Consider the following 24,199-nt stretch of genomic DNA (forward strand, 5'->3'; position numbering starts at 1 on the left):
AAAACCTTTGCCACTATTGAAGATATTCTCGTAAGCGTATTAAAAGCTTTTATTCCTACAGTTTTAATTGGGTTTATCATCTCAATAGCCTGTTTAATTGTAGGAACAACTCAGTTAATCTATCAGATATTTGTTGATGCAAATCTTAAATCAGAAGTTGCTACTCCACTGACCGTAGCAGTGTTTTCCTCATTAATATTACTTTTAACAACTTTTTCAAACGGTTTTATTACATTATATCAAATTAGATCCTCTGCGATTAAAAATAGAAATGATGAAGTTCATCTGATCCAAGCAGAGTTTGTTCATTTTTTAGTCGAAGCTCGCTCTAACTTAATCAAACGTCCCTCATACGAGCAAGAAGTGTTAAATTTTCGTAATAAAATAACTGCAAAAATCATTGAATCTGGTTCTCCTCAAGTGCAAAAGCAGTGGTCTATTCTGAAACCTGAATTCACAAAGATATGTTTGAATTCAGATCTAGATCGAAGCTACTTAAACAATATTCTAAATTTTTTAGAAGCGTTACGAAAGCAATTAGGTTATGGTAATTCACGGCTTCATACCAATACCATTACACAATTATTACAGTAGATAACCTATTTCAAGTATCAAAAATACTTTCACTATAATCGCGATCGCCTCAACTTTCCAATACTGCTAGCAAACTCTTCAGCATTAAGTAAGTAGAAGTTGCGCCTGGATCTTGATGTCCAATACTGCGATCGCCTAGATAACTCGCTCTCCCTTTTTTGGCTAGCATGGGAATAGTATCTTTCATCGCTTGTTCTGCTACTGATACTACTTGATGCATTGCTTCTAAAACATTTTTATTATTATCCACAGATTTTTGAAAGTTATCCACAACTGGCGATAAAACATCTATCATTGTCTTGTCACCAAGTTGCGCTTTACCTCGTTGGATTACACCTTCTAAACCTACTTGTAATAACTTGAGTAAATCTTCTGTTGCGAGTTCTTCTTTCCCTGTTACAGCTGTACTTGCTCTCAAAAAGAATGTGCCGTAAAGAGGACCACTCGCACCACCTACAGTAGAAATTAAGGTCATGCTGACAGTTTTTAAAATTGTACTAATGTCTTTGTCGGCAACACTAGATAGTTGAATTGCTACTTTCTTAAAGCCACGATCCATATTGATACCATGATCGGCATCACCAATTGCTGCATCTAATTCTGTTAAATATTCTTTGTTTCGCTCAATCTCAGCAGCAAAATTTTGCAACCATTGTATTACTTGTGCTTTATTCATATTGATTTGTCATTTGTCATTTGTGAGGAGTCAGGAGTCAGGAGTCAGGAGTCAGAATAAACTGAACTGGTCACTGGTTACTGGTCACTGATGACTGATTACCAACATAGACTTGCTGTTTTTACAGGCGCATCCCACAGCCGCAGCATCTCATCATCGACTTTGAGTAAGGTAATGGAACAACCTTGCATTTCTAAAGATGTGATGTAATTTCCAATTAGGTTTCTAACTATTTGCAATCCGTGTTTTTGACAAATTTCGGCTAATTTGCGATACACAATATACAGTTCTGATAAGGGCGTACCACCCATACCGTTAACAAAAGCTAACACGCGATCGCCCGACTTAAACTCAGAATTGACTAACTCTACATCTACCCATTCTCCTTGAGTCTCATCCCATTCTCGGACTGTACGACTGTAAGGGCGATCGTTAATTATTGATAAGGCGAGTATTTCTGTAATCTCGTCTACAGATTTTAGCGGCATTCTTTCTCTACCTGGTTCGCCGTGAATGCCAATTCCAATTTCCATTTCGCGATCGCCCAAACTAAAAGTAGGCGATCCTTTCGTGGGTACGGTACAAGATGTTAACGCCATACCCATACTGCGACCGTTTAGATTCACCCGCCGACAGAGATCTGCCACTTGCGGCAAGTTGTATCCGTCTGCCGCAGCCGCACCGCAAATTTTCTCTGCTAGTACTGTCGTGCCTACACCTCGCCTGCCTTGGGTATAAAGGCTATCTTGGACGGCAACATCATCGTCTATCAATACATTTAACACCCGTATATCCTCAACACGGGCTAACTCAGTTGCCATTTCAAAGTTCATTACGTCGCCGCTATAGTTTTTGACAATGTAAAGCACTCCAGCGCCGCCATCTACCTGTTTTGCCGCTGCTAGCATTTGGTCGGGTGTAGGAGAAGTAAACACCTCTCCAGGACACGCAGCATCTAACATACCCATACCGACAAAGCCAGCGTGCATCGGTTCGTGACCGCTACCTCCACCAGAAATAATTGCTACCTTACCTGTCACGGGTGCGTCGGCGCGGTAGACGAATGTAGGCTCGAAATTCACCTTTAACAAGCTGGAATGAGCTGCTGCCATGCCTGCTAAACTCTCCCGCACGAAGCTGTCCGGTTGGTTAATCAACTTCTTCATGGTTCGCTCCTATTCGAGAGGCTATTACAACTCAGGATAAAAGACTTTGGAGCAGTCTTGACATTGACTCAGCTATCCTTACCACTCAATGTAAATTTGGTTAACATTAGGTTAAGTCATGGTTAAAATATGAGTCATAATATATTTTCCTAGAGTAAGCTCAGTTTGATAACTCAATAGTGAAATACAACCAAAATAAGCAGATGACTGGCGAATACGAAGGTTTATGTATTCATAACTACAGATTGGAAAATGAAAATCTTTCTCATGGATGAAGGTCACTAAAGTTAATTTAAGGATAGGTTAAGATAAATTCTTTCTTATAGGTAGGGTAGTATGGCAAAAGCAGAGCTAAGTAATAAAAATAGTTTTATTTACGCCCAAAGCAGGTATCATGGCAAGTTTACGCCGGAACATCTGGCTTTTAATGCTAACTTACAAGAATTTGCTCAGAAACTTGCTTATATTTCTGCTTTACATACAGGCGGAAAGCTTTCCTCAGAGAAAGCATACGAACAGGTGGCAAGTTTATGGCAAAAGATAGAGCAGAGCAAACGCGCCATGAACATTGGCTCGAAGTAGCGATCGCCCTAAAAATCTTTCTGCTACTAAATATTAAACAAATAAATTTAAACTTTAAGCAATTTAAGGTTATGGATTTACTACCAGTCCTTTTGTTATCTTGCACTCAAATTCAGAAAATGTAAGAATGACGAAGGTTTTGGCAATTGAGGATGATGCATTATTGCGCGATAGCATTGTCAACGTACTCACACTGAGAGGTTTGACAGCGATCGCAGCTGAAAACGGGTACGTTGGATTAAAACTTGCTCAAGAAAATCTTCCTAACTTGGTGCTATGCGATGTGAGAATGCCGGGACTGAGTGGTTACGAAGTCTTAAAATCGCTGCGAGAAGATCCAAACACTGCCACCATTCCATTAATTTTTTTGACTGCTGAAAATACTCCAGAAGTTATGGCTATGGGAGCAGATCTGGGAGCGAATGGTTATTTGTGTAAACCGTTTTCTACATCTGAGTTAATGATAGCGATCGCGCCTTTTATCTAGTGGTTAGTGGCTGGTGGCTAGAATCTTTATCTAGTCACCAGCCACTAACCACTAGCCACTAATTTTTGGTATTCCTGCTCTGTAATAAGATCGTAGTTAGTTTCGAGGCGATCGAGAAAGACGATACCGTCGAGATGGTCGAGTTCGTGTTGAAAGATTCTGGCAACGAAATCGGTTAACTCTTGCTTGTGTAACTTGCCGTAGCGATCGCTATATTCAACTTCGATCGCTCGATCTCGGGGTACGGAACCGCGAATCCCAGGGATACTCAAACAACCTTCCCATCCTTTTTCACTTTCATCAGAACGAGCCAAGATTTTAGGATTAATTATTGGTGTTGGCTCCATTTCGGGAGCATGAGGATAGCGGGGATTGGGACGGGAAGCAACAATAAAAATGCGATCGCTAACTCCAACTTGCGGTGCAGCAATCCCCACACCATTCGCCTGTTTTACTGTAATTAATAAATCGTCTATGAGCTGTTGAATTTGCGGCTCGTCAATGTTTTCCACAAACTTAGCTTTACTTCGCAGAATCGGATTACCAAGTTGAATAATTTCCATAGTTATTAGGGAGCAGGGAGCAGGGAGCAGAGGAAAGAGAACTGGGGAAGTTGGGGAAGAAAGAACCCAACAGCCAACTTCCGAATTCCGAATTCCGAATTCCGACTTACGACTTCATCCTTCTTGTCGTACGGGTAAATTAGCCAACTTCACAGATAGCTGTGCCGTTTTACCATTGCGTTGAACTTGGACGGAAACTTGGGTTCCTACAGAACTTCGTTCGACTATCTGCTGTACTTGCTCTGTTTTCGCTACGGGTTGGTTGTTAATTGACTGAATGACATCTCCACTTCTGATCCCCGCTGCGGCTGCGGGAGAGTTAGGCACGACTCTGACTACTAATACGCCACTCTCGGCAGGGATTTGAATTTGTCCTTGCGACTCTACTTCTAGTTGCTGTCTAATTTCTGGTGTTAGCGTCACCATTTGCACTCCCAAATAAGGATGCTGAACACTGCCTGTAGCAATAAGTTGCTTAGATATGCGCTGGACGGCATTAATTGGAATGGAGAAGCCTAATCCTTGCGCACCTTGAATGATTGCCGTATTCATGCCGATAACTTCACCACGGGAGTTCAGCAGGGGTCCGCCAGAGTTACCTGGATTGATTGCCGCATCGGTTTGAATAAAGCCAATCCGCTTATCAGTTACGCCAATATCACTCGCAGAACGGTCTGTTGCACTGACAATTCCTGCTGTCACCGTATTATCTAAACCGAGGGGATTGCCGATCGCAATTACCCATTCTCCTGGTTGTAATTCGTCAGAATTGCCAATTTCTACTACGGGTAAATTATTGGACTGAACTTGAATCACGGCGATATCAGTCACCGGATCTTCTCCTAAAACTTTTCCTTCTAGGGTACGACCGTCTTTAAGCGTGACGCTGACGCGATCGGCTCCATTAACCACATGAGCGTTAGTCAAGATTTGACCGTTAGCACTAATAATAAATCCAGAACCAGTTCCGCGCACGATCCGTTCTCGCGGTTGAGCCTCTGGTACGCCAAAAAAGCGGCGAAATAAGGGATCTTCAAATGCTTCGGGTAGCTGCCGTTTCACTGTTCGAGAAGCATTGATTCTCACCACAGCCGGACCAACTTTCTGAACGGCGGCGACGACAAAATTAGGATCGCTGACACTAGGTAAAGCAGCGCGAGGAGTCCCTGTTGGCGCAGGAACGACAGGGGATGGAGCTATGGGAGTTTGTTGAGCTTGGGATTGACGGAAAGGCTCTGTAATAGCGGCGCAGCTACTTAACGAAACGCATAAAACACCAGAGATCAGCGTCAATGCCTTCCTGCCAGCAGTTCCAGACAATCGCCACCGATCGCCCCCTGCTTTGTCTGATAAACTCTTCCTTACGAGTCCTTCAAGGTTAGTTTCAACTAGATTGCCTGTGTTGCCAAAGAAATACCCGCCAAACCCATTCCGTTTACTGCCTGGGGTTTTTTCAGTGCCATCAAGCTGCAAACGCCTTGGTTTTCTCTCTTGTGGCTCAGGTCGTGACTCAATATTGCGTTGCCTGCTGCTCATCTGTTTTGCTGTAGGTGAAAGTCGATCGGTAGCTAGTTCGATTTTGCCTCAATTGAGCGGAGTTTTGCCGCTGAGTACAGGTAAGGAGTTTTGCAAAGGAGTTATACGATCGATGTTTTTGTCGATCGCGATCGCTGCGATCGAATAAGAGTTTGGTAGATTAGTTAACCTATCCCTATTTTGACAGCTAATAGCAGAGGTGGTACAAGGTGGATCTTTCCCCCGATAATCTTTGGACTCAAGTCCTGGAGCGATTGCAACTCCAGTTAAGCAGACCTTCTTTTGAATCCTGGATTAAAACTGCCAATGCTGAGCGGCTTGAGGATAATTCCTTGACAATTTGCACTCCCAATGCGTTTCATCGGAATTGGTTGCAAAAGCGCTACATCAAAACAATTGCCGATACAGTTCAAGATATTCTCGGCTATCCTGTAGAAATTCACGTTACCGTGGCTCAGGGAGATGAATCCGTGCGTTTTGCCGAGTCAGAAGTTGCTCGGTCGTCTCCGAGTAACGATACCACCCCAAAAGCTTCTCCTAGCAACAATGTGAAGCCGCCAGAACTGAATCAAAAGTATGTATTTTCTCGATTTGTCGTCGGTTCCAACAGTCGGATGGCTCATGCTGCGGCTTTGGCAGTGGCGGAATCCCCAGGGAGAGAATTCAACCCGCTATTTTTATGTGGCGGCGTGGGGTTAGGAAAAACTCATCTGATGCAGGCGATCGGTCACTATCGCTTAGAAATTGACGCAAATTCTAAAATTTTCTACGTTTCTACCGAGCAATTCACGAACGATCTGATTGCTTCGATCCGCAAAGATAGTATGCAGAGTTTTCGAGAGCATTATCGTGCTGCCGATATTTTATTAGTCGATGATATTCAATTTATTGAAGGTAAAGAGTACACGCAAGAAGAATTTTTTCATACATTTAATACGCTGCATGAAGCGGGAAAACAAGTCGTTCTAGCATCAGACCGTCCGCCAAACCAAATTCCCAAGTTGCAGGCTCGCTTGTGTTCTCGATTCTCAATGGGATTGATTGCCGATATTCAGCCGCCAGATTTTGAAACTAGAATGGCAATCTTACAAAAAAAGGCAGAGTATGAAAATATGCGTCTGCCCAGAAACGTAATTGAGTATATTGCCTCAAATTACACTTCTAATATTAGAGAATTAGAAGGAGCTTTGATTCGTGCTGTCGCTTATATTTCTATTTCTGGCTTATCTATGACAGTGGAAAACCTTCGACCAGTTTTAAACCCAGGCATAGAAAAAGTAGCTGCTTCAGCTGAATCGGTGATGATGGTCGTCGCCGACGTTTATGATGTCTCGATTGAAGATTTGAAAGGCAATTCGCGGCGCAGAGAGATTAGTTGGGCGCGACAAATTGGCATGTATTTAATGCGACAGTATACAGATTTGAGTTTACCGAGAATTGGCGAAGAATTTGGCGGAAAAGACCATACCACCGTACTGTATAGTTGTGAGAAAATTTCTCAGCTCAAGGATAGCGATCCCAGTTTAGAACAAAAGTTAAGACAATTAGCGGATCGCATTAGCATTACGAGTCGTTCGCGGAACTAGCTGGTGCGTGGTAATGGGTAATGGGTAGTTGTTGGTTGACAGTTCTTGCTCCCTCAGCAACCTTGTGCTTCCTCAGCTCTCTTCTCCCCTGCTCGATCGCTCGATCGCTCGATCGCTCCCTAACAAAAGGTACAAGCATTAGAGCGAGCCAGCAAGTTATAATCTTTGCGGATGGCAATTGTGTAGAAATTTGTAGCTATGAGTAATCCTCTGGTTCATGCCTTCTTTGTCGGTAGGGCAGCAGCTGAAATTGTCAGCGAAAAGTTAGAAAATGCATTGACCGATGCTCTGAGCGAATTAGGTAAATTTGATGCTGAAGCACGAGAGCAACTGCGGCAATTTACCGAACAGGTGACGGAGCGAGCAGAGCGGGAAATGGAAGTATCGACTGTAGGTAGAAGTACTACGGAGATAGTGCCTCAAAGCTCGCAACCCGCCGACTTGCAGGCAACAATCGACGATATGCGGGCTGAAATTGCCTTACTGCGGGCTGAATTACAACGCTATCGCAGTAACTCCCTCTAATAGCATCTCTTACCCCTTACCCCTTACTGCTCGCTCAGTGTCTGTTTTTTCTGCCGACTCCGCCCAAATTACAAGTTACGCCGATCGCATGGAGAAGACTTACACGAATAAGTCCTATCGTTGGAACCGCGAAAATTACTCGCGCCAACGACGGTTCGTAGACATTTGGATGTTTGTCCTGACGCTACTGTTTGGATTGTGGCTAGATGGAAAAGCTTGGAGCTATCCAGGCGGCGTAACTGAAGCTAGAAAGATTGCTAGGCGCAAAAAACAGGCAATCTGGATTCGCAATACTTTATTGGATCTGGGTCCGACCTTTATCAAAGTCGGACAGCTATTCTCTACCCGCGCCGACCTATTTCCCGGCGAATATGTCGAGGAACTTGCAAAGCTCCAGGATCGCGTTCCCGCCTTTGGCTACGAGCAAGTAGAAACAACGGTAGAACGAGAATTAGGCAAAAAGATTCCCGAATTGTTTCATAGTTTTGAGCCTATACCTCTAGCAGCGGCGAGTTTAGGTCAAGTCCATAAAGCTAAATTGCAATCGGGTGAGGAGGTTGTTGTCAAAATACAACGCCCTGGATTAAAAAAACTGTTTGAAATTGACCTAGCGATTCTCAAAGGTATTACGCGCTACTTTCAAAATCATCCCGACTGGGGGCGCGGTCGCGATTGGCTGGGAATATATGAAGAGTGTTGTCGCATTCTTTGGGAAGAAATCGATTATTTAAATGAAGGTCGCAATGCCGATACGTTTCGCCGCAATTTTCGCGAATACGATTGGGTTAAAGTCCCTCGAATTTACTGGCGTTACACTTCCCCACAGGTTTTAACTCTAGAATACGCACCAGGAATCAAGATCAGCCACTATGAAGCGATAGAAGCCGCTGGCTTAGACCGGAAGTTAATAGCTAGACAAGGAGCAGAAGCCTATTTACATCAGTTACTACACAATGGCTTCTTCCACGCCGACCCGCACCCAGGTAATATCGCTGTCAGTCCCGAAGGGTCGCTGATTTTTTATGATTTTGGCATGATGGGGCGAATTAAGGCAAATGTGCGCGAACAGTTAATGGAAACTCTGTTTGGCATTGCACAGAAAGATGGCGGTCGCGTGGTTGCATCTTTAGTAGAACTGGGCGCTTTAGCACCTACAGATGATATGGGTCCAGTCCGGCGATCGGTGCAGTTTATGCTAGACAATTTCATGGATAAGCCGTTTGAAAATCAATCGGTGAGTGCGATTAGCGACGATCTTTATGAAATTGCCTACGGTCAGCCATTTCGCTTTCCGGCTACTTTTACGTTCGTCATGCGGGCTTTTTCTACTCTCGAAGGGGTCGGCAAGGGCTTAGACCCTGAGTTCAACTTTATGGAAGTTGCTAAACCTTTTGCATTCCAGCTTATGACTGATGGTAATGGTTCTGTTGATGGCAATAGCTTCTTGAACGAATTAAGTCGTCAAGCTGCCCAAGTGGGTAGTACCGCTTTCGGCTTACCAAGACGCTTAGAAGACACCCTCGAAAAACTGGAACGAGGAGATTTGCGCGTGCGGGTACGGTCAATTGAAACAGAACGCTTGTTGCGGCGACAAAGTAGCGTCCAAGTCGCCATTACTTACGCTCTAATTGTCAGTTCCTTCACGATTTCGGCAACAATTCTATTGATTAGTCAATTTGCTTGGTTAGCATTGATCCCTGGGGCGATCGCTGCCGGAACTGGATTTTCTCTGATTCGCCTGCTGATGCGTCTCGATCGCTACGACAAAATGTTTTAAATCAGTTATCACTTGTCAATTATCAGCAAGTAGTGAATGTAGGGTGTGTTACACAACGCACCCTATTTTGTTTCGTTCGCAAGTGAGATGGCGATCGCCTGCCATACGGCAAAGATTGAGATATGCAACCTGCTATACATTTCGCCGACTCGCCGCAGATTCCTAAAACCTCGATCCCCAGCAAACATAAACGATTTGAATACATGACTGTTGTACGGGCAGGTTTAGAAAATCGATCGCCACAACTGGAAATTTTCGACCAAAACCTGCCCCGACAATTCCTGCTTTTGACTTCCCAAGCCGCTGCATTTAGGTCTATCTATAAGTATAACTACTTATTTTTGTTCGGTCTGAGCATTTTTCTGTGACAGAACTTGTTAAAAGTATCGATAAATTTCCTCACATCTACCGAAATCGAGATTCTGCCTTTTGATTTAATATGTATACCCAATAAGAAGTAGCGCATCTTGTCAAGCAGTTGTTAAATTTGTTAATACATAGAGAAACAACTGCTGTTATACTCAAGCAAAGCTTCCACGAAGCCGAGCTAGAAGCAACTCAGTCACTACGTTTGTTTTCAGGAGTTAATATGAGTCACCCAATTGAACTCTCACTCGAACAGCAATTCAACATCCGCTCGTTTGAAACTCAAGTGGAGAAGATGGATCGAGAACAGGCACAAGACTTCCTCGTGAAGTTATATCGGCAAATGGTCATGCGCGAAGCCACTTACAAGGAATTGCTCAAGCACCATTGGGGCATAGACGGAGGTAATTGGCAATAAACGCCTAAGCCATGTCTACAGCAGTAGGCGACCTCCATCTCTTGCTGAGTTCCAAGCGGGAAAGGAGCTGGGGATGCTGGGGCGTCAACTCAACACAAAAACCAAAAACTGAGAAAATCTCAGACTGTGATTAGAATGTTTAATAGTTAGCTACACTACTGATGAAAGAAATTGTACAAACAACCAGTAGATGTCAATAGCAGGGTAGATAAGCGCGTGAAAATCAGAGAGTTCTCGCGATTGAGCAAACAGTGGCAAGGATGATAGCGAACAGAAAGTAAAAGCCACCCAAATCGTAACGAGTCAGTTAAAGAAATTTGATAAATCTGATAAGCGATCGAAAACTGCTAAGTTCCAGGTATACCAGTTTTTGATGTGCGAAGGTAATTGAGAATACTTCCACAAGCCAAAATACAAAACATAAAGCTTATGGATCGCTCATAATCAAAGAAGAGTATTGCTATCTGAGTAAGTCATGTTATTGCATCTGAGTACCTGGCTGGAAGTAGAAGCATATCTAGAGCATTCCCAAGGCGTAATTATGCCGATTGGTTCTACAGAGCAACATGGACCTACAGGACTGATTGGAACGGATGCGATTTGTGCAGAAGCGATCGCTAAAGGAGTAGGAGAGGCGACGCAAGCACTGGTTGCACCTACAATCAACATTGGGATGGCACTGCACCACACTGCTTTTCCTGGTTCTATGAGCCTGCGACCCAGCACGATGATTCAGGTGGTGAAAGAATACGTGACTTGTCTAGCAAAGGCTAGATTTACTAAATTCTTCTTTATCAACGGTCACGGTGGTAACATTGCCACTCTTAAAGCAGCATTTTCCGAAACCTACGCTCATTTAGCCGACCTCAACCTACCTCATGCTGATAACGTCAAGTGCTACCTGGGTAACTGGTTTATGTGCGGCTCTGTCTACCAGCTAGCAAAAGAATTATACGGTGACAAAGAAGGTTCTCACGCTACGCCAAGCGAAGTTGCACTCACCCAGTACGTTTATCCAGAAGCAATCAAACAAGCGCCTCTATCGCCAGAAGTGGGGAGAGGATATAAAATTTACGGTGCAGAAGATTTCCGCCGTCGTTATCCTGATGGCAGAATGGGTTCCGATCCCGCCTTAGCAACCCCCGAACACGGGAAGCAGTTCTATGAGTTGGCGGTGAAGGAGTTGAGTCATACTTATCTAGAATTTGTGAATGGAGAGTAGACAATACTTGGTAATTGGTAATTGGTAATCGGTAGTTAGTCCGTTAACTATCCCTTGTTTCCTTGTCCTCGACTCCCGCACGGGCGGGTTTAGTTGCAGATCTTCTGGTTGTTCGCAGGAATTTTCCCTGAAACCCGCCCCTACGACTCCCGCTCAAACACATCCAACATCAAAGTTTTAGCCAATTGCGCGATCGCCTCCCAATTTTCTGCTTCAATAAAACTTTTGGGAAATAACTGACCGGATAAGCCTACCGCGATCGCACCCGCTGCAATAAATTCTTTAGCATTTTCTAACGAGACTCCACCTGTAGGAATTAAAGGAATATTTCCCAACGGTGCTTGTAGGCTCTTAATATAGCTAACGCCTCCTAGTGCTTGCACGGGAAACACTTTAACGCAACTCGCTCCCACCATCCACGCCGTGACAATTTCTGTGGGAGAGAGCGCCCCTGGTACGATCGGTATACCCCGAGCTACAGCAGCTTGAATTAAGACAGAATCGACATGGGGAGTGAAGAGAAATTGCGCTCCAGAGGCGATCGCCTGTTGTAGTTGTTCTAAAGTTAGAATCGTTCCCGTACCAATTGTACAAGCAGGTAACTCGCGACGCAGTTGCGAAATCAACTCGGCGGGGCGATCGCTATTCCAAGTAACTTCAATTAACTGCATTCCTCCTGCTGCTACCGCTTTTGCCATTTGATAACCTAGCTCAATTTTATTGGCACGGATCACAGCGATCGCTCTATTTTGCTGCAATAACTTTAACCATGAATCGTTAAACATTGTCTTACCGAGCAGCTCAGAAAATCGATCGTTACTTATCTAAAATATACGTCCAGCAACAGTTCAGATGTCAGTCGCCATCTGGACGAACCTAACATTAGGCGCTTTTAATCTATTATCATCTCTTTACTATTCTGAAGTATAAGTATGCCACTGCATACGCTTGTAGACTTCGACTCTAATTATAAAGAAGCTTTTGTCAGAGAAGAAGTCAAAGTTAAAAAAGTAATAGAACAAGATATTGTAGAAGCAACAGAAACAGCGCGCCATCAAGAACTAGATGTGACAGTTAAAATTCAGTTAGGCGTAGATGTAGTTAACCGGATGCGCGATCGCGATTAATCTGCTCTTACCCTTACTAGTTGCCAATTTATTATCAGGTGGGCGTTGCCCACTCTACTAAATCAAAATATATAAGTAATGCCGAACAATCTATCCATAGAAGTATGGTCTTTAAACAATCTCCTCCAATAGTAAGAGGAAATGTTATGAGTATGGCTTTACTGTGAGTAGCAGAAAAAACCTACAAATCGCCTCCAGTGGTAGATTTGTCGTTCTTTCTTTTCTATGGAAAAATTAAAGGCAACGAAACAACACTTATCTAATTGCGGACTGCCCATAGAAATAACTCATTCCCAGGATGAAATTGAATATTTCATTTGGGAGATGATGATGTGAAAAATTGTTCTCTAGGATAGGAGAAATTGAAGCGGGAGAAAACAAATTATGGCTTTGCATAAAATCTCGGATTTCGACCCTGATTATCGCAGCAGCTTTGACGATCGCGATATGAAAGGTTACTCTGTGTATTCAGAAAATGATGAAAAGATCGGCTCAGTCAGCGACATTTTAGTAGATGAAGAAGGGCGTTTCCGCTATTTTATAGTAGATCTAGGTTTTTGGATTTTCGGCAAAAAAGTTCTGTTGCCAATGGGTCGCTCCAGAATTGATTACAATGCAGACCGTATATATGTAACTGGTTTGACTCGCGAACAAGCAGAAAATTTACCAGAGTATAACGAACACGATTCAGTCGATTACGACTACGAAGAGAGAGTCAGAGGAGTTTATCGTACCCCAAATTATGGTACAGCAAGTACGATGGGTACGATGGGTACGATGGGTTCAACCGCAGCTGCTCCAGTCGAGCGTGAGGCTACACTTGATGCAACTGCACCACTTGATGCAACTGCACCCCTAGATCCATCTCGTTCTAATACAGGTTACACAGCAGCAGCTGCTAGCTACAATCGCGACACGTACAAGTATGACGACCACGATTCAGACTTGTACAATCTTAACGAGCAAAACCACCAGAGTCTCAAACTCTACGAAGAAAGATTGATTGCCAACAAGCGTCGCGTCAAGACTGGGGAAGTTACAATTGGCAAGCATGTAGAGATTGAAACAGAGAGAGTTGCAGTACCCGTAGAAAAAGAGCGAGTCGTCATCGAGCGCGTGACACCGACGGATGCTGGTAGACCTGTAGCACCTGGCGAAGTAGACTTCCGTGAGGGAGAAGTAGCACGGATGGAAGTTTATGAAGAAACGCCTGAAATTCGTAAAGAAGCGTTCGTGCGTGAAGAAGTTAAAGTGAAAAAGGTCGTAGATCATCAAACTGTTAACGCCGAAGAAACCATCCGCCGCGAAGAGTTGGATGTAAACACTGGCAACTTACCAGTTGATGAAAACCGCGATCGCATCTAAGACATACTGGAAGTAGGGATCGCTACTTCTTAAAAGTAAGTACAGACAGAGCGCAAATCATGCACTGTCTGTACTTTTTCACAACGTCTTTTTTGAATTTTATCTTTCTGGCGATCGCATTAAAAAGCTCTTTCCTACCACATTAGGAACATACCTTTCATTTATAACTAGAGTTAATACATTTTTTATAGAAATAATTATATTTTCAATACGAATATTTTTTTATAAGTTTTGAAATAGGTGTTTTAAAATGATATATCCAACGTCCGATCGCAGCCATTTCAATTTCTTGGTGGAAAAACTCAGAAAGAAATTAAAGAGTTTCTTAGTCGTAAATTTGCAAGGAGATCGAATTGGCAGAGTAAAGGATATCATTGTAGATCGCCAACAGCAGTTACAATTGATCGTGTCTTCTAAGGTTGGGAGCTTAGCTTCAAACTTGGAAATTAACAGTAAGCAAATACGAAAAATTGAAGTAGCAGATAAAGTTGTAGCAGTCGATTTTACAGTTGTACCTGAAGAAATAGAGCGAGTCACTCAAGAATTCGACCGAGAACTGCATTCAAGTAGCAGTCAAGACATAATGATGACAGGCGATCGCTTAGAAGTTGCTACTAGCGAACCTTTAGTAAGGCAATTGGAAGTTGTACCACCGGAACTATCAGTACCTATGACCAGCGAAATAAACAACCAAGCTAACACCCAATTGAGTTCATCTCAAGACTTATCAGCAGAAGAGATTATTAAATTACTAGCAGAAAGAGTAGTAGTAGAGCGAAAAAAACGTAAAGTTGGCGAAGTTATTGTCCGCAAAGAAATAGAAACGCGGATGGTAGAAGTACCAGTACGGTATGAGAAGCTCATTGTAGAACAGGTTAATCCAGAACACAAGCAAATAGCTGAAATTAATTTAGGACAAGAAACTCTTGCCGATCGCAAATTGAATTCCTGGGATGTTGGTGAAAAAAACCAAAGTGTAGGTGAATTGACAGTAACAGGTAGATTTGATTCGCCTAAAGTTGCCAGTCTATTATTAAACGCGATCGCCCGCGAACGCCAACATGGATGTCAGCAAATTCGGGTTGAAATTGTCGTAGACAGTCCAGAAAAACAAAAGCTCTATCAAGAATGGTGCGATCGCTGTTCTCAGTAAGAAGGGAGCAGGGAGCAGGGTGTAGGAAAGAGGGTGTAGGATGAAGAGTGCGGTGGGGAGAATTTAGAAAGAATTTTGACTTTTGACTTTTGACTTTTGACTTTTGACTTTTGACTTCTAGCCGATTGCTTTGTAGCAAGATACATAATCTTGGTACTATAAATGCTTGCAGCCAAGATCTAAACAAAATTTAAAGATATGACGAGCGATCGCATAGATGGTATTGCTCCCCACGGCGGACAATTAATTAACCGCATTGCCAACCACGCACAGCGTCTAGAATTCCTAGACAAGGCTGATTTTCTGCCTAGAGTCCAGTTAGACGAACGGGCAGTTTCCGATTTGCAAATGATTGCAATTGGTGCATTCAGTCCCTTGACTGGATTTATGGCACAAGCAGACTATCAGTCAGTCGTTGACAATATGCGCCTGAGTAACGGTCTACCTTGGTCAATTCCCATTACTCTCTCTGTCAGTGAAGAAGTTGCAGCACCACTGAAAGAAGGTAGTTTAGTCCGGCTAGACGATAAAAGCGATCGCTTTATTGGAGTTTTAGAACTATCACAAAAGTACCGTTATGACAAAATCCGTGAAGCAGTCAGCGTTTACCGCACCGATGACGAAGCACATCCTGGCGTAGCCGTTGTTTACAACCAAGGTGAAGTTAACCTAGCGGGTTCCATTTGGTTGTTACACCGCGATCCACACCCTTTATTTCCCGACTATCAAATCGATCCAGCCAAATCCCGCGAACTTTTTAGAGAAAAAGGTTGGCGCACAGTCGTTGGTTTTCAAACACGTAACCCCATCCATAGAGCGCACGAATATATTATCAAGTGCGCCCTCGAAATTGTTGATGGTTTATTCCTACACCCATTAGTAGGGGTAACAAAAAGTGATGATATCTCTGCCGAAGTGCGGATGCAGTGCTACAAACTCATGTTGGAATTTTACTTCCCTGAAAGCAGAGTTATTCTGGCAATCAATCCTGCTTCCATGCGCTATGCGGGTCCAAGGGAAGCAATTTTCCACGCTCTCATCCGCAAAAACTACGGCTGCACCCACTTTATAGTCGGACGCGATCATGCTGGAGTAGGAGACTACTACGGTACGTATGACGCTCAACATATTTTTGACGAGTTTGAGCCAAAAGAATTAGGAATTATGCCATTAAAATTTGAACACGCCTTCTACTGCAAGCGGACTCTGCAAATGGCAACTACCAAAACCAGCCCTTCTCGACCCGAAGAACGAATTCACCTATCGGGAACAAAAGTCAGGGAAATGTTGCGGCGGGGTGAACTGCCACCACCAGAATTCTCCCGACCGGAAGTTGCAGCAGAACTAGCTAAAGCCATGAATATTACCCAATATGAAATTTAATTGGTCATTTGTGAGTGGTTGGTGGCTAGTGGCTGGTGACTAGTTGGATTGACACATGACGTTAGCCGAACTCGCTCCTCTGCCTAAAAGCATCTAACAAGCAGAATTTTGAACTAACCTTGTGTGTCATTACAGCTAGTAGCTAGTAGTAGAATTCTTCATCTAGTCACCAGTCACCAGTCACTCTCTTGCTGATAACTGATAACTGACTCCCTAGTTTATTGATAGGCTGGTAGCTGGTGAGACCAGTAGTAGCTGATAGCTAAAATGAAGCGGCGAGATTTTCTGAGACGATTAGCTCAAGCGATCGCAACATTGGGTGTGGTTGATGCTGGGTGGCTGCGAATAGGCGATCGCTATGCCCATGCACTCGCCCAGCCAACGGGACGGAAATTAGCTCTCTTAGTAGGGATTAACCAATATCCCGCTACTTTGTCTTTGGGTGGTTGCCTGACAGATGTGGCACTACAAAGAGAACTGCTCGTTCACCGATTTGGGTTCAATCCAGCTGATATTCTTACCCTTACCGATCGACAAGCCACTCGAAAACAAGTTGAAGCTGCTTTCCTAGAACATCTCACGCAGCAAGCCAAAACTGGGGATACCGTTGTTTTTCACTTTAGCGGCTACGGGCGGCGGGTTTTGAATTCAAAATTCGGAATTCGGAATTCGGAATTCGAGACAACCAACAATCAATTTCCTGTCAATAGTTTAGTTTGCGCTGATGGTGAAGATCTTCTAGATGAGACTTTATGGCTGCTGTTGCGATCGCTGCCGACTAGACAAATTGCAACTTTTCTCGATACGAGTTTTGGCACTCCTGTTAAGATTCTTCCAGCTAACTTGCGCGTGCGCTCTTTTCCGCAAACGCTTCCAGGACAAGTAAGCGCAGCCGAACTGGCTTTTCAACAACAGCTTCAGCAAGACTTCCTTTGTCAAGGCGTTTTAGATCGGATTATTTGCGGCAGTATAGATGCTTCAATTAAACCTACGCCGACTGCCAATATTCCTGGTGTTGCGATCGCCGCAGCTAGTCCCACCCAAAGTGCGATTGAGACAGCTTGGAATGGTTTTAGCGCTGGACTGTTTACCTATGCCTTAACTCAACACCTCTGGGAAGCAACTCCAGCGACAACAGTACAAGTCAGTCTCAGCCGCGTCAGTGGCACAGTAGAGCAATTAGTAGGTAACGAGCAGCAGCCACAAGTCAACAGTCAAAAAAATCCTCAGTCCACTCTCACTGACTACCTCAGTCAGGAACCCAGCATAAGTGCTGATGGTGTTGTCATGGCTGTAGAAGAAGACAAAAAGAGCGCTCAGTTATGGCTGGCTGGACTACCACCTACAGTCCTTGCCTACTACGAGGCTGGCTCTAAATTAAATTTGGTTTCTTTGGACAAGGGGGACAAGGGGGACAAGAGAGAGGGGGGAGACAAGGAAAACGCCTCACTCCCCACTCCTCGCTCCTCACCCCTTCAATTACAAGTGCGATCGCGAAATGGGTTAACTGCAAAAGCTCAAGTCGTGCGTGCTTCTGGCAATGATTCTCCGCAAGTCGGACAGTTAGTACAAGAAGCCGTCAGAGTTTTACCCCGTAATATTCGCTTGATTATTGCTCTCGATCCGAGCCTAGAACGGATCGAACGGGTAGATGCTACCAGTGCATTTGCTGCTATGCCTTTCGTGTCCCTTGCTACGACGAGCGAACAATTAGCAGATTATGTATTTGGTTTAGTTCCTCCGCCAAAATCGGCAGAAACACCAATTGTCGCAAATGCGGGTTCGCCTGCATCTCGCTACGGTTTATTTACACTCGATCGCCAACCGATCCCCAATACAACTGGAGAATTTGGCGAAGCGGTAAAAGTTGCCGTGCAACGGTTGTCACCTAAGCTACAAACTCTATTAGCAGCTAAAATTTGGCGGCTGACAACCAACGACGGTTCTTCTCACCTCAACGTCAAAGCAACTTTGGAAATGCTCGATCCCGAAAACAGAGTGTTAATGCAACGGGAAACCCTGCGATCGCCACAAGAAGAAACACCGACTCTTATCGGAAAACCCAAAAAACAACTTCCGACTCCCCCCGATACCATTCCTGCTATACCAATCGGTAGCCACATTCAATATCGAGTCCAAAATAACGGCGATCGCCCGGTGCATTTACTCTTACTGGGCTTAGATAGCAGCAAAAGCGCGATCGCCCTTTACTCTGCTCAATTACCTACCGATAATAACGAGTCTAATTCTAAGCCAATTCTTAAGGATATAGAGATTGCGCCAGGAGAGACGGCGACCGTACCGCAATCCACAGCTAATTTTACCTGGACGATTCACAAACCATCTGGGTTGGCAGAGCATCAACTGATTTTTAGTAGTGCCAGCTTTACGCAAACCTTAGCAGTCTTGGCAAATACCGATCGGGATCTCGACGAGCCAGAATACATTGGAGTTTTATCTAATCCCTTAGAAGTGATTCAAGCTGTCATGAAAGATTTACAGGATGCCAGTGCGATCGCCCCTCCACGCATTACTGCTAGCGCCAGCAATGACGCTGTTAGCCCTTCTTCAGATACTTACGCTCTTGATGTCAACGACTGGGCAAGTCTGAGCTTTGTTTACCAAGTCGTATGAGTAGAAACGCGATCGCTTTTCTACACAAAATATGTCTCCCAGGTGGCTACTAACTGCTGAGCTGCATCCGTGCCTTCAGCCGGAAACTCCTCTAAAAATTCTTTATCCGTACTGGAGTTGTAGGGTCCTTCTTTCAGTTCCAAAATTATCGTATCTGGAGCTAGAGCAACTGCTGTATGGTAAGTTGCTTCAGGAAGTTCGAGTCCCCACACTGCACCACCAGCACTAACAAGTTCTGTCGTGACGATCTCACCTCGATCGTTCATAACTAACATTCCTAGCGCACCTTGGCAAACTAGAAAGAACTCAAACCCGTTTATCCCACCATCGCGACAGTGACGGTGCGGACGAACATAAGTACCAGGTTGGAGAATATTTACGAAGCGCTGTACTTTTTCCGATCCATCATGAAAGCTATAAGTCTGGCGCAAGCGCGGACTTTGACGCGCTTGAGTAGCAATTCGCTCGATTAACTCCCGATCCAAGCGCTTGATAGGTAAAGTCTGCATTTCAATCTCCTGCGATCGCCCTTACTGCACGTTCTCTAGAAATTTACCTAGATGCATTACCCATAGTCAAATGCTCGTGTGAGATTAGCTTCTACAGATGGGAATACTGGAGGTAAGCAATTAGCAGCGATCGGCTATTCTATCCCTTACCCCTCAGCTCCCTAGAAATGAATGAGACAACAGTACAAAACTTTATCCAACTGATTTCTGCACGTACGGGTTTGCAAGTTCGCCCGCAAGATCGCCAGGAGCTTTGTCAAAAACTAGAGACACGGATGAAGGTTTTGAAACTGGATGCTCCAGAAAAGTACTATCAACTATTACTAAGATCGACTGAACAATCGAAGCTGGAAGCGAGCGACTCCAGTAGCGAAAGAGAATGGCAAGAGCTACTCGGTTTATTAACAGTTGGCGAAACTTATTTTTTTCGCGACCAAGGACATTTTAAGCTACTCAAGCATCAAATTTTACCTGAGTTGATCGAGAGTAAAAGAAAGGCTTGTCTTCATTCTTTAACACAAAAGCCAAGTCTGAGAATTTGGAGTGCGGGATGCTCCAGCGGTCAAGAACCTTATTCTATTGCAATTTTAGTCAAAGAACTCATTCCCGATCTCAGCGACTGGGAAGTTTTTATATTTGGAACCGATATTAATTTAGAAGCAATTGAAAAAGCCCAACGAGGCATTTACGAACCTTGGTCTTTTCGTCAAGTAGATCCTCAGATTCAGAAGCACTATTTTCAGCAGCGCAAGCTTGGTTGGGAACTCGATCCAAAAATTCGCCGTATGGTGAAATTTCGGTGTAGTAATTTGTTACAAGACTCCTTTCCTAGTTCAACTCTCAATATCCACGATATGGATATTATTATTTGCCGTAATGTCTTTATTTATTTTAGTTTTAATGCGATCGCTACCGTCATCGAGAAGTTTTATCATACCCTCAGACCGAATGGATATTTAATTGTCGGTCATACAGAGCTTTCAGGGCAAAACCTCAATAAATTTCAATTGAAGGCTTTTACAGAATCTATAGTCTATCAACGGCAAAACACATCAACCGAAGCCAAAAGTATACCAGATTCTGCCTCCATTCAAAGCTTAAATCAACAAGCAGAAATCACCGAAAATCTTCGTAAACCTATATCTTATCAGCCAATAGAATTCAAACTCAGTTATCCTAAAAATGACGTTCTAAAACCGAAGCCAATATCACCGCGATCGCCTGTTGTCTTACCTGCGATCGTCTCTCAAGTTACCTCCGATCTTGCCACAGCAGAAACCCTCTTTCAAGCAGGAGAATATAGCAGAGCTATCCAAGCAGCTCAAACACTGATTCACCAACATCCTCAATCTTTTGATGCTTATTATTTAATTGCTCAATCCTGGGCAAATCTCGGTAATTACGAACGCGCAACTCACTACTGTCAGCAAGCCACACAGCTCGATAATTTATCTGAAAAGCCTTATTTTCTATTAGCGCGAATCGCTGAAGAACAAGGAGACTTAGAACAAGCAAAAACATTATTGAAAAAAATTATTTATCTTGCTCCTGAATCTATAGCTGCTTATCTAGAATTAGGTTCGCTTTATGAAAAAGCAGGCGATCGCCAGCGAGCCAACAAAATGCTAGCTACAGCCTTAGAACTTCTGAAAAAACTATCTCCCACAAGTGCGATCGAACCTTACGAGCGAGTTTTAGCAAGTGAACTAATTACTAAAATTAGACAGACTTTAGCAATATAATACAACCTACAACGCAAAGGCGAGTACAAAGGCGATCGCTTTTAGAACGTAGGAGCAACAGATAATGAGGGAAAACTGGCTAATCTTAGCTACTGGTGGCTTATTTTCTGGTATTCTTGCCGGATTATTAGGTATCGGTGGTGGTACTGTTCTCGTTCCCTTACTAGTTACTCTAGGTTACGCACCCATACAAGCAGTTGCTACGAGCAGCTTGGCAATTTTAGTCACTTCTATTTCTGGTAGCATCCAAAACTGGCGCATGGGTTACTTTAACTGGAAGCGGGTGAGCTTGCTAGGATTTCCTGCGGTTGTAACTTCACAAATTGGCGTGTATGTGGCTAGTCGCATTCAACCATACATCCTGCTACTGGCTTTTGGTATTTTATTACTCATCAATATTTATTTAGTTAACTTGCGCCAGCACCTCACGACTAAACAGACTTCGACAGAGACGCAATTTAATCCTTTACTCGCTCGACTTTTCACCGGAGGAGCAGCAGGTATTCTTGCTGGATTATTTGGTGTAGGTGGAGGAGTGATTATGGTTCCGCTTCAGATGTTACTTTTAAAAGAAGAAATCAAAGTTGCAATTCAGACAAGTTTAGGTGTAATTGTAATTACAGCTATCTCTGCAACTGTCGGTCATACCGTAACAAGTAACGTATTATTTATACCAGGTTTATTATTAGGTTGTGGTGGTTTGTTAGGGGCGCAAATTAGTACTCGTGTTTTACCCAAACTACCAGATCGGACAGTTAGTTTTGTTTTTCGTCTATTCTTGGGCATATTATCAATCTACGTTTTTTGGCAGGCTTGGCAATCTTATTCTGCTATAGCAATGCTAAATCTATTCACGAACAATAATATAGCAATCCAAATTGATTTATGAACGTTTCCCGTGTAGAGACGTTACATGTAACGTCTCTACACTGGCAATCAATTTCACGATTCATCTAGGAGCGCTACAGATGATTTAATAGGGTGAGCAACGCCCATCATTACCAGCTTTGTAGCCTACGCACTACTACGCACTATGCACTATAGTTAGGTGTCAGTTAGGTATTAGTTATCTCGATTTACTAAGCTAGTCAGCATTCATTTCTATAAACTTAAATTTGTCAACTTTTTGTGGAATGGGCATCCTGCCCGTCCAGATAGTGCAACTTAAATGCCGATTAGCTTAGACAAAATAAGAGATATTTGAAGTTATTTTTGACCTTAGTAGCAAAATGCACTTATAAGAAGTTACAAAAGTTACATGTCTGCCTAAGCTACTGATTTTGACAGTATTTTTGAGTCACATATTTTTTAAGTCTTGATGAAAAGTTTAGTTATTAAAACACTGTAATAACACTGAAAAACCTTATCTTATCTTTATAATTCGGTATTGTTACCGATACAATTACTTTTTGCTGTTTGCCATACTAAAAATGCAGCAATATAGCAAAAAGCGCCTCATATTTAGATGACAATTCGAGCGAGCTGTGCTGTTTCTCTTACTACACAACTTTCACGGCTAAGCAAACTATGTCGCCTAATCAGTATCAAGCACAGGAATTATCTAATCTATTAGAAAATATCCAAGCTAAACAAGCAAGCGGTGTTTTGTATATAGATGCACAAGTCGATTCAGAAAAGTCGGCAAAATCTCGCGTGCTGATTTGGAAAGATGGACGCACCCTCTACGGCGGTAAAACAGTTCCAGATGCTCAAGGCTTAGTCAAATTGTTAGAACAAAAACTGAGTCGAGAATGGGTAGCTTCTGCTGTAGCCTTTGCAATGCGCCAAGTTCCAGAGCAAGCATCACTTCGCGATGTACTAGAGCGTTTGGTGCAAATGCAGTTATATAACTGGGAACAAATTGAGTCTGTTATTTACAGTCAATTAATATTAACTGTAGAACAACTTTTACCTTATCCGGGTAAGTTTCAATTTGATAGCCAAAAGCAGCTCAATTTTTGTCGTGGTGTTGAATTATCAAAGTTAATGCTAGATATTACTCAACGTCAGGAACAATGGAACAACTTCAAACCTACTATTATGTCAATGGATGCAGTACCAAATTTAAAATCCGATACTTTAGCTAATATTACAGAGCCAAATATACGCAAACATTTACAAGAATGGGTTAACGGACAGCGATCGCTAGTGGATATCGCTGAAGGTTTGAATAAAGATCCGTTAAGTATAACAAAATCCTATGCAAATTGGATACAAGCAGGCTGGTTAGACATAACTAATAACAACACTACGACAACTCAAATCTCTTTATCTACAGTTTTAGCTGTAGATGACAGTGCTGTCATGCAACAACTGATTAAACGAGCGCTGACGGGTTATTGCCAAGTTATATTAGCTAGTAATGCTGTAGATGCTCTAAACGTCATTTATCACGAAAAAATTTCCCTATTGCTACTCGATGTTTCTATGCCAGAGATAGATGGCTTAGAGCTTTGTCGGACTGTGCGTAGTATTCCTCAGTTCCGCGACTTGCCAATTATTATGGTAACAGCAAGAGACGGTTTTTTTGATAAAGTTAAGGGTAAATTTGCTGGTTCTAACGACTATTTAACAAAGCCGTTTGATGCAGAACAGTTACGTCAGATAGTAGGTAGATATATCGGATTAGGAATTAGTTTTAATAATAAAGATGCAGTTACCTTCGATTTATCTAATCAAGGTTAATTATTTCATTTTTTCCAGCCTCTATCAAGCAATATTTTCTTACATTCAAAAACCGAGCTTATTAATGTCAATATTCATCAATAAATAAGCTAATTATTCAAGT

At 43.1% G+C, this 24,199-nt stretch carries 24 protein-coding genes; 17 read left to right on the plus strand and 7 right to left on the minus strand.

Annotated elements, in window-relative coordinates; translation table 11 throughout:
- Positions 1-594, plus strand: a 594-nt coding sequence (locus C7Y66_RS30775; RefSeq protein ID WP_158265835.1) for a hypothetical protein, incomplete at its 5' end; no start/stop codon positions are given.
- Between the two features lie 49 nt (positions 595-643).
- On the opposite strand, the gene dhaL is transcribed toward C7Y66_RS30775, so the two are convergent.
- Positions 644-1,270, minus strand: coding sequence for a dihydroxyacetone kinase subunit DhaL (dhaL, locus tag C7Y66_RS00570; protein ID WP_106544087.1), 627 nt, complete (start codon positions 1,268-1,270; stop codon positions 644-646).
- A gap of 98 nt (positions 1,271-1,368) precedes the next feature.
- Positions 1,369-2,436, minus strand: a complete 1,068-nt coding sequence (gene dhaK / locus C7Y66_RS00575) for a dihydroxyacetone kinase subunit DhaK (RefSeq protein WP_106544088.1) — start codon at positions 2,434-2,436, stop codon at positions 1,369-1,371.
- 336 nt (positions 2,437-2,772) lie between these two features.
- Here dhaK and C7Y66_RS00580 point away from each other — a divergent pair, with 336 nt between their 5' ends.
- Together C7Y66_RS00580 and C7Y66_RS00585 are read left to right on the plus strand one after the other, a co-directional pair.
- Positions 2,773-3,018 carry a hypothetical protein gene (locus C7Y66_RS00580; RefSeq protein WP_015157499.1) on the plus strand — a complete coding sequence of 82 codons (246 nt, stop codon included), beginning with the start codon at positions 2,773-2,775 and terminating at the stop codon, positions 3,016-3,018.
- 127 nt (positions 3,019-3,145) lie between these two features.
- Entirely contained in the window at positions 3,146-3,505 is a 360-nt protein-coding gene (locus C7Y66_RS00585) for a response regulator transcription factor (RefSeq protein WP_106544089.1), read from the plus strand.
- A gap of 44 nt (positions 3,506-3,549) precedes the next feature.
- Here C7Y66_RS00585 and def read toward each other — a convergent pair whose 3' ends face one another.
- Both def and C7Y66_RS00595 read right to left on the minus strand, forming a co-directional pair.
- Complete coding sequence (def, locus tag C7Y66_RS00590; protein WP_106544090.1) at positions 3,550-4,068, minus strand: peptide deformylase; 519 nt, start codon at positions 4,066-4,068, stop codon at positions 3,550-3,552.
- Positions 4,069-4,182: 114 nt separating this feature from the next.
- Complete coding sequence (locus C7Y66_RS00595) at positions 4,183-5,604, minus strand: HhoA/HhoB/HtrA family serine endopeptidase (RefSeq protein ID WP_106544091.1); 1,422 nt, start codon at positions 5,602-5,604, stop codon at positions 4,183-4,185.
- Positions 5,605-5,813: 209 nt separating this feature from the next.
- Here C7Y66_RS00595 and dnaA point away from each other — a divergent pair, with 209 nt between their 5' ends.
- Complete coding sequence (gene dnaA / locus C7Y66_RS00600; RefSeq protein ID WP_106544092.1) at positions 5,814-7,190, plus strand: chromosomal replication initiator protein DnaA; 1,377 nt, start codon at positions 5,814-5,816, stop codon at positions 7,188-7,190.
- Here the strand turns inward: dnaA and C7Y66_RS30780 are convergent.
- Positions 7,168-7,329, minus strand: a complete 162-nt coding sequence (locus tag C7Y66_RS30780; protein ID WP_158265836.1) for a hypothetical protein — start codon at positions 7,327-7,329, stop codon at positions 7,168-7,170. The genes dnaA and C7Y66_RS30780 overlap by 23 nt on opposite strands.
- 59 nt (positions 7,330-7,388) lie before the next feature.
- Between C7Y66_RS30780 and C7Y66_RS00605 the strand changes: the two genes are divergently transcribed.
- The 5 genes from C7Y66_RS00605 (at position 7,389) to C7Y66_RS00625 (ending at position 11,498) form a co-directional block, all read left to right on the plus strand.
- Entirely contained in the window at positions 7,389-7,715 is a 327-nt protein-coding gene (locus C7Y66_RS00605) for a DUF6825 family protein (protein ID WP_015152111.1), read from the plus strand.
- An 88-nt stretch (positions 7,716-7,803) separates the two neighbouring features.
- A complete protein-coding gene (locus C7Y66_RS00610) occupies positions 7,804-9,492 on the plus strand; it encodes an AarF/ABC1/UbiB kinase family protein (RefSeq protein WP_106544093.1) in 1,689 nt (562 codons plus the stop codon).
- Between the two features lie 122 nt (positions 9,493-9,614).
- Positions 9,615-9,860, plus strand: a complete 246-nt coding sequence (locus C7Y66_RS00615; protein ID WP_041462300.1) for a hypothetical protein — start codon at positions 9,615-9,617, stop codon at positions 9,858-9,860.
- Positions 9,861-10,081: 221 nt separating this feature from the next.
- Positions 10,082-10,276 (plus strand): NblA/ycf18 family protein, encoded by a 195-nt coding sequence (locus C7Y66_RS00620; protein ID WP_015152113.1) that lies wholly within the window; start codon positions 10,082-10,084, stop codon positions 10,274-10,276.
- Between the two features lie 475 nt (positions 10,277-10,751).
- Entirely contained in the window at positions 10,752-11,498 is a 747-nt protein-coding gene (locus tag C7Y66_RS00625) for a creatininase family protein (protein WP_015152114.1), read from the plus strand.
- A gap of 140 nt (positions 11,499-11,638) precedes the next feature.
- On the opposite strand, the gene C7Y66_RS00630 is transcribed toward C7Y66_RS00625, so the two are convergent.
- Entirely contained in the window at positions 11,639-12,283 is a 645-nt protein-coding gene (locus C7Y66_RS00630) for a bifunctional 4-hydroxy-2-oxoglutarate aldolase/2-dehydro-3-deoxy-phosphogluconate aldolase (RefSeq protein WP_106544094.1), read from the minus strand.
- A 147-nt stretch (positions 12,284-12,430) separates the two neighbouring features.
- Between C7Y66_RS00630 and C7Y66_RS00635 the strand changes: the two genes are divergently transcribed.
- The 5 genes from C7Y66_RS00635 to C7Y66_RS00655 all read left to right on the plus strand — a co-directional run bounded on the left by C7Y66_RS00635 (position 12,431) and on the right by C7Y66_RS00655 (position 19,160).
- Positions 12,431-12,625, plus strand: coding sequence for a DUF2382 domain-containing protein (locus C7Y66_RS00635; RefSeq protein ID WP_106544095.1), 195 nt, complete (start codon positions 12,431-12,433; stop codon positions 12,623-12,625).
- 384 nt (positions 12,626-13,009) lie between these two features.
- Positions 13,010-13,990, plus strand: coding sequence for a DUF2382 domain-containing protein (locus C7Y66_RS00640; RefSeq protein WP_106544096.1), 981 nt, complete (start codon positions 13,010-13,012; stop codon positions 13,988-13,990).
- 250 nt (positions 13,991-14,240) lie between these two features.
- On the plus strand, positions 14,241-15,143 hold the full coding sequence (locus tag C7Y66_RS00645) for a DUF2382 domain-containing protein (protein WP_106544097.1): 903 nt from the start codon (positions 14,241-14,243) through the stop codon (positions 15,141-15,143).
- 198 nt (positions 15,144-15,341) lie between these two features.
- Complete coding sequence (gene sat, locus C7Y66_RS00650) at positions 15,342-16,526, plus strand: sulfate adenylyltransferase (protein ID WP_015152118.1); 1,185 nt, start codon at positions 15,342-15,344, stop codon at positions 16,524-16,526.
- A gap of 267 nt (positions 16,527-16,793) precedes the next feature.
- A complete protein-coding gene (locus C7Y66_RS00655) occupies positions 16,794-19,160 on the plus strand; it encodes a caspase family protein (protein ID WP_106544098.1) in 2,367 nt (788 codons plus the stop codon).
- A 20-nt stretch (positions 19,161-19,180) separates the two neighbouring features.
- Here C7Y66_RS00655 and C7Y66_RS00660 read toward each other — a convergent pair whose 3' ends face one another.
- Positions 19,181-19,669: a WbuC family cupin fold metalloprotein gene (locus C7Y66_RS00660; protein ID WP_015152120.1), complete on the minus strand. Its 489-nt coding sequence runs from the start codon at positions 19,667-19,669 to the stop codon at positions 19,181-19,183.
- Between the two features lie 167 nt (positions 19,670-19,836).
- Here C7Y66_RS00660 and C7Y66_RS30785 point away from each other — a divergent pair, with 167 nt between their 5' ends.
- The 3 genes from C7Y66_RS30785 (at position 19,837) to C7Y66_RS00675 (ending at position 24,096) form a co-directional block, all read left to right on the plus strand.
- On the plus strand, positions 19,837-21,411 hold the full coding sequence (locus C7Y66_RS30785) for a protein-glutamate O-methyltransferase CheR (RefSeq protein ID WP_158265837.1): 1,575 nt from the start codon (positions 19,837-19,839) through the stop codon (positions 21,409-21,411).
- A 64-nt stretch (positions 21,412-21,475) separates the two neighbouring features.
- Complete coding sequence (locus C7Y66_RS00670) at positions 21,476-22,300, plus strand: sulfite exporter TauE/SafE family protein (protein WP_106544099.1); 825 nt, start codon at positions 21,476-21,478, stop codon at positions 22,298-22,300.
- A 638-nt stretch (positions 22,301-22,938) separates the two neighbouring features.
- Entirely contained in the window at positions 22,939-24,096 is a 1,158-nt protein-coding gene (locus C7Y66_RS00675) for a PleD family two-component system response regulator (protein WP_106544100.1), read from the plus strand.
- Positions 24,097-24,199: the final 103 nt, after the last annotated feature.

It is taken from the genome of Chroococcidiopsis sp. CCALA 051, from assembly GCF_003015105.1.
Lineage (GTDB): Bacteria > Cyanobacteriota > Cyanobacteriia > Cyanobacteriales > Chroococcidiopsidaceae > Chroococcidiopsis > Chroococcidiopsis thermalis.

What these genes read in the sequence shown, in the direction of transcription:
- dhaL (WP_106544087.1), bottom strand. Translation starts at nt 1,270, where the DNA reads ATGAATAAAGCACAAGTAATACAATGGTTGCAAAATTTTGCTGCTGAG.
- dhaK (WP_106544088.1), bottom strand. Translation starts at nt 2,436, where the DNA reads ATGAAGAAGTTGATTAACCAACCGGACAGCTTCGTGCGGGAGAGTTTA.
- C7Y66_RS00580 (WP_015157499.1), top strand. Translation starts at nt 2,773, where the DNA reads ATGGCAAAAGCAGAGCTAAGTAATAAAAATAGTTTTATTTACGCCCAA.
- C7Y66_RS00585 (WP_106544089.1), top strand. Translation starts at nt 3,146, where the DNA reads ATGACGAAGGTTTTGGCAATTGAGGATGATGCATTATTGCGCGATAGC.
- def (WP_106544090.1), bottom strand. Translation starts at nt 4,068, where the DNA reads ATGGAAATTATTCAACTTGGTAATCCGATTCTGCGAAGTAAAGCTAAG.
- C7Y66_RS00595 (WP_106544091.1), bottom strand. Translation starts at nt 5,604, where the DNA reads ATGAGCAGCAGGCAACGCAATATTGAGTCACGACCTGAGCCACAAGAG.
- C7Y66_RS30780 (WP_158265836.1), bottom strand. Translation starts at nt 7,329, where the DNA reads ATGCTTGTACCTTTTGTTAGGGAGCGATCGAGCGATCGAGCGATCGAG.
- C7Y66_RS00605 (WP_015152111.1), top strand. Translation starts at nt 7,389, where the DNA reads ATGAGTAATCCTCTGGTTCATGCCTTCTTTGTCGGTAGGGCAGCAGCT.
- C7Y66_RS00610 (WP_106544093.1), top strand. Translation starts at nt 7,804, where the DNA reads ATGGAGAAGACTTACACGAATAAGTCCTATCGTTGGAACCGCGAAAAT.
- C7Y66_RS00615 (WP_041462300.1), top strand. Translation starts at nt 9,615, where the DNA reads ATGCAACCTGCTATACATTTCGCCGACTCGCCGCAGATTCCTAAAACC.
- C7Y66_RS00620 (WP_015152113.1), top strand. Translation starts at nt 10,082, where the DNA reads ATGAGTCACCCAATTGAACTCTCACTCGAACAGCAATTCAACATCCGC.
- C7Y66_RS00625 (WP_015152114.1), top strand. Translation starts at nt 10,752, where the DNA reads ATGTTATTGCATCTGAGTACCTGGCTGGAAGTAGAAGCATATCTAGAG.
- C7Y66_RS00630 (WP_106544094.1), bottom strand. Translation starts at nt 12,283, where the DNA reads ATGTTTAACGATTCATGGTTAAAGTTATTGCAGCAAAATAGAGCGATC.
- C7Y66_RS00635 (WP_106544095.1), top strand. Translation starts at nt 12,431, where the DNA reads ATGCCACTGCATACGCTTGTAGACTTCGACTCTAATTATAAAGAAGCT.
- C7Y66_RS00640 (WP_106544096.1), top strand. Translation starts at nt 13,010, where the DNA reads ATGGCTTTGCATAAAATCTCGGATTTCGACCCTGATTATCGCAGCAGC.
- C7Y66_RS00645 (WP_106544097.1), top strand. Translation starts at nt 14,241, where the DNA reads ATGATATATCCAACGTCCGATCGCAGCCATTTCAATTTCTTGGTGGAA.
- sat (WP_015152118.1), top strand. Translation starts at nt 15,342, where the DNA reads ATGACGAGCGATCGCATAGATGGTATTGCTCCCCACGGCGGACAATTA.
- C7Y66_RS00655 (WP_106544098.1), top strand. Translation starts at nt 16,794, where the DNA reads ATGAAGCGGCGAGATTTTCTGAGACGATTAGCTCAAGCGATCGCAACA.
- C7Y66_RS00660 (WP_015152120.1), bottom strand. Translation starts at nt 19,669, where the DNA reads ATGCAGACTTTACCTATCAAGCGCTTGGATCGGGAGTTAATCGAGCGA.
- C7Y66_RS30785 (WP_158265837.1), top strand. Translation starts at nt 19,837, where the DNA reads ATGAATGAGACAACAGTACAAAACTTTATCCAACTGATTTCTGCACGT.
- C7Y66_RS00670 (WP_106544099.1), top strand. Translation starts at nt 21,476, where the DNA reads ATGAGGGAAAACTGGCTAATCTTAGCTACTGGTGGCTTATTTTCTGGT.
- C7Y66_RS00675 (WP_106544100.1), top strand. Translation starts at nt 22,939, where the DNA reads ATGTCGCCTAATCAGTATCAAGCACAGGAATTATCTAATCTATTAGAA.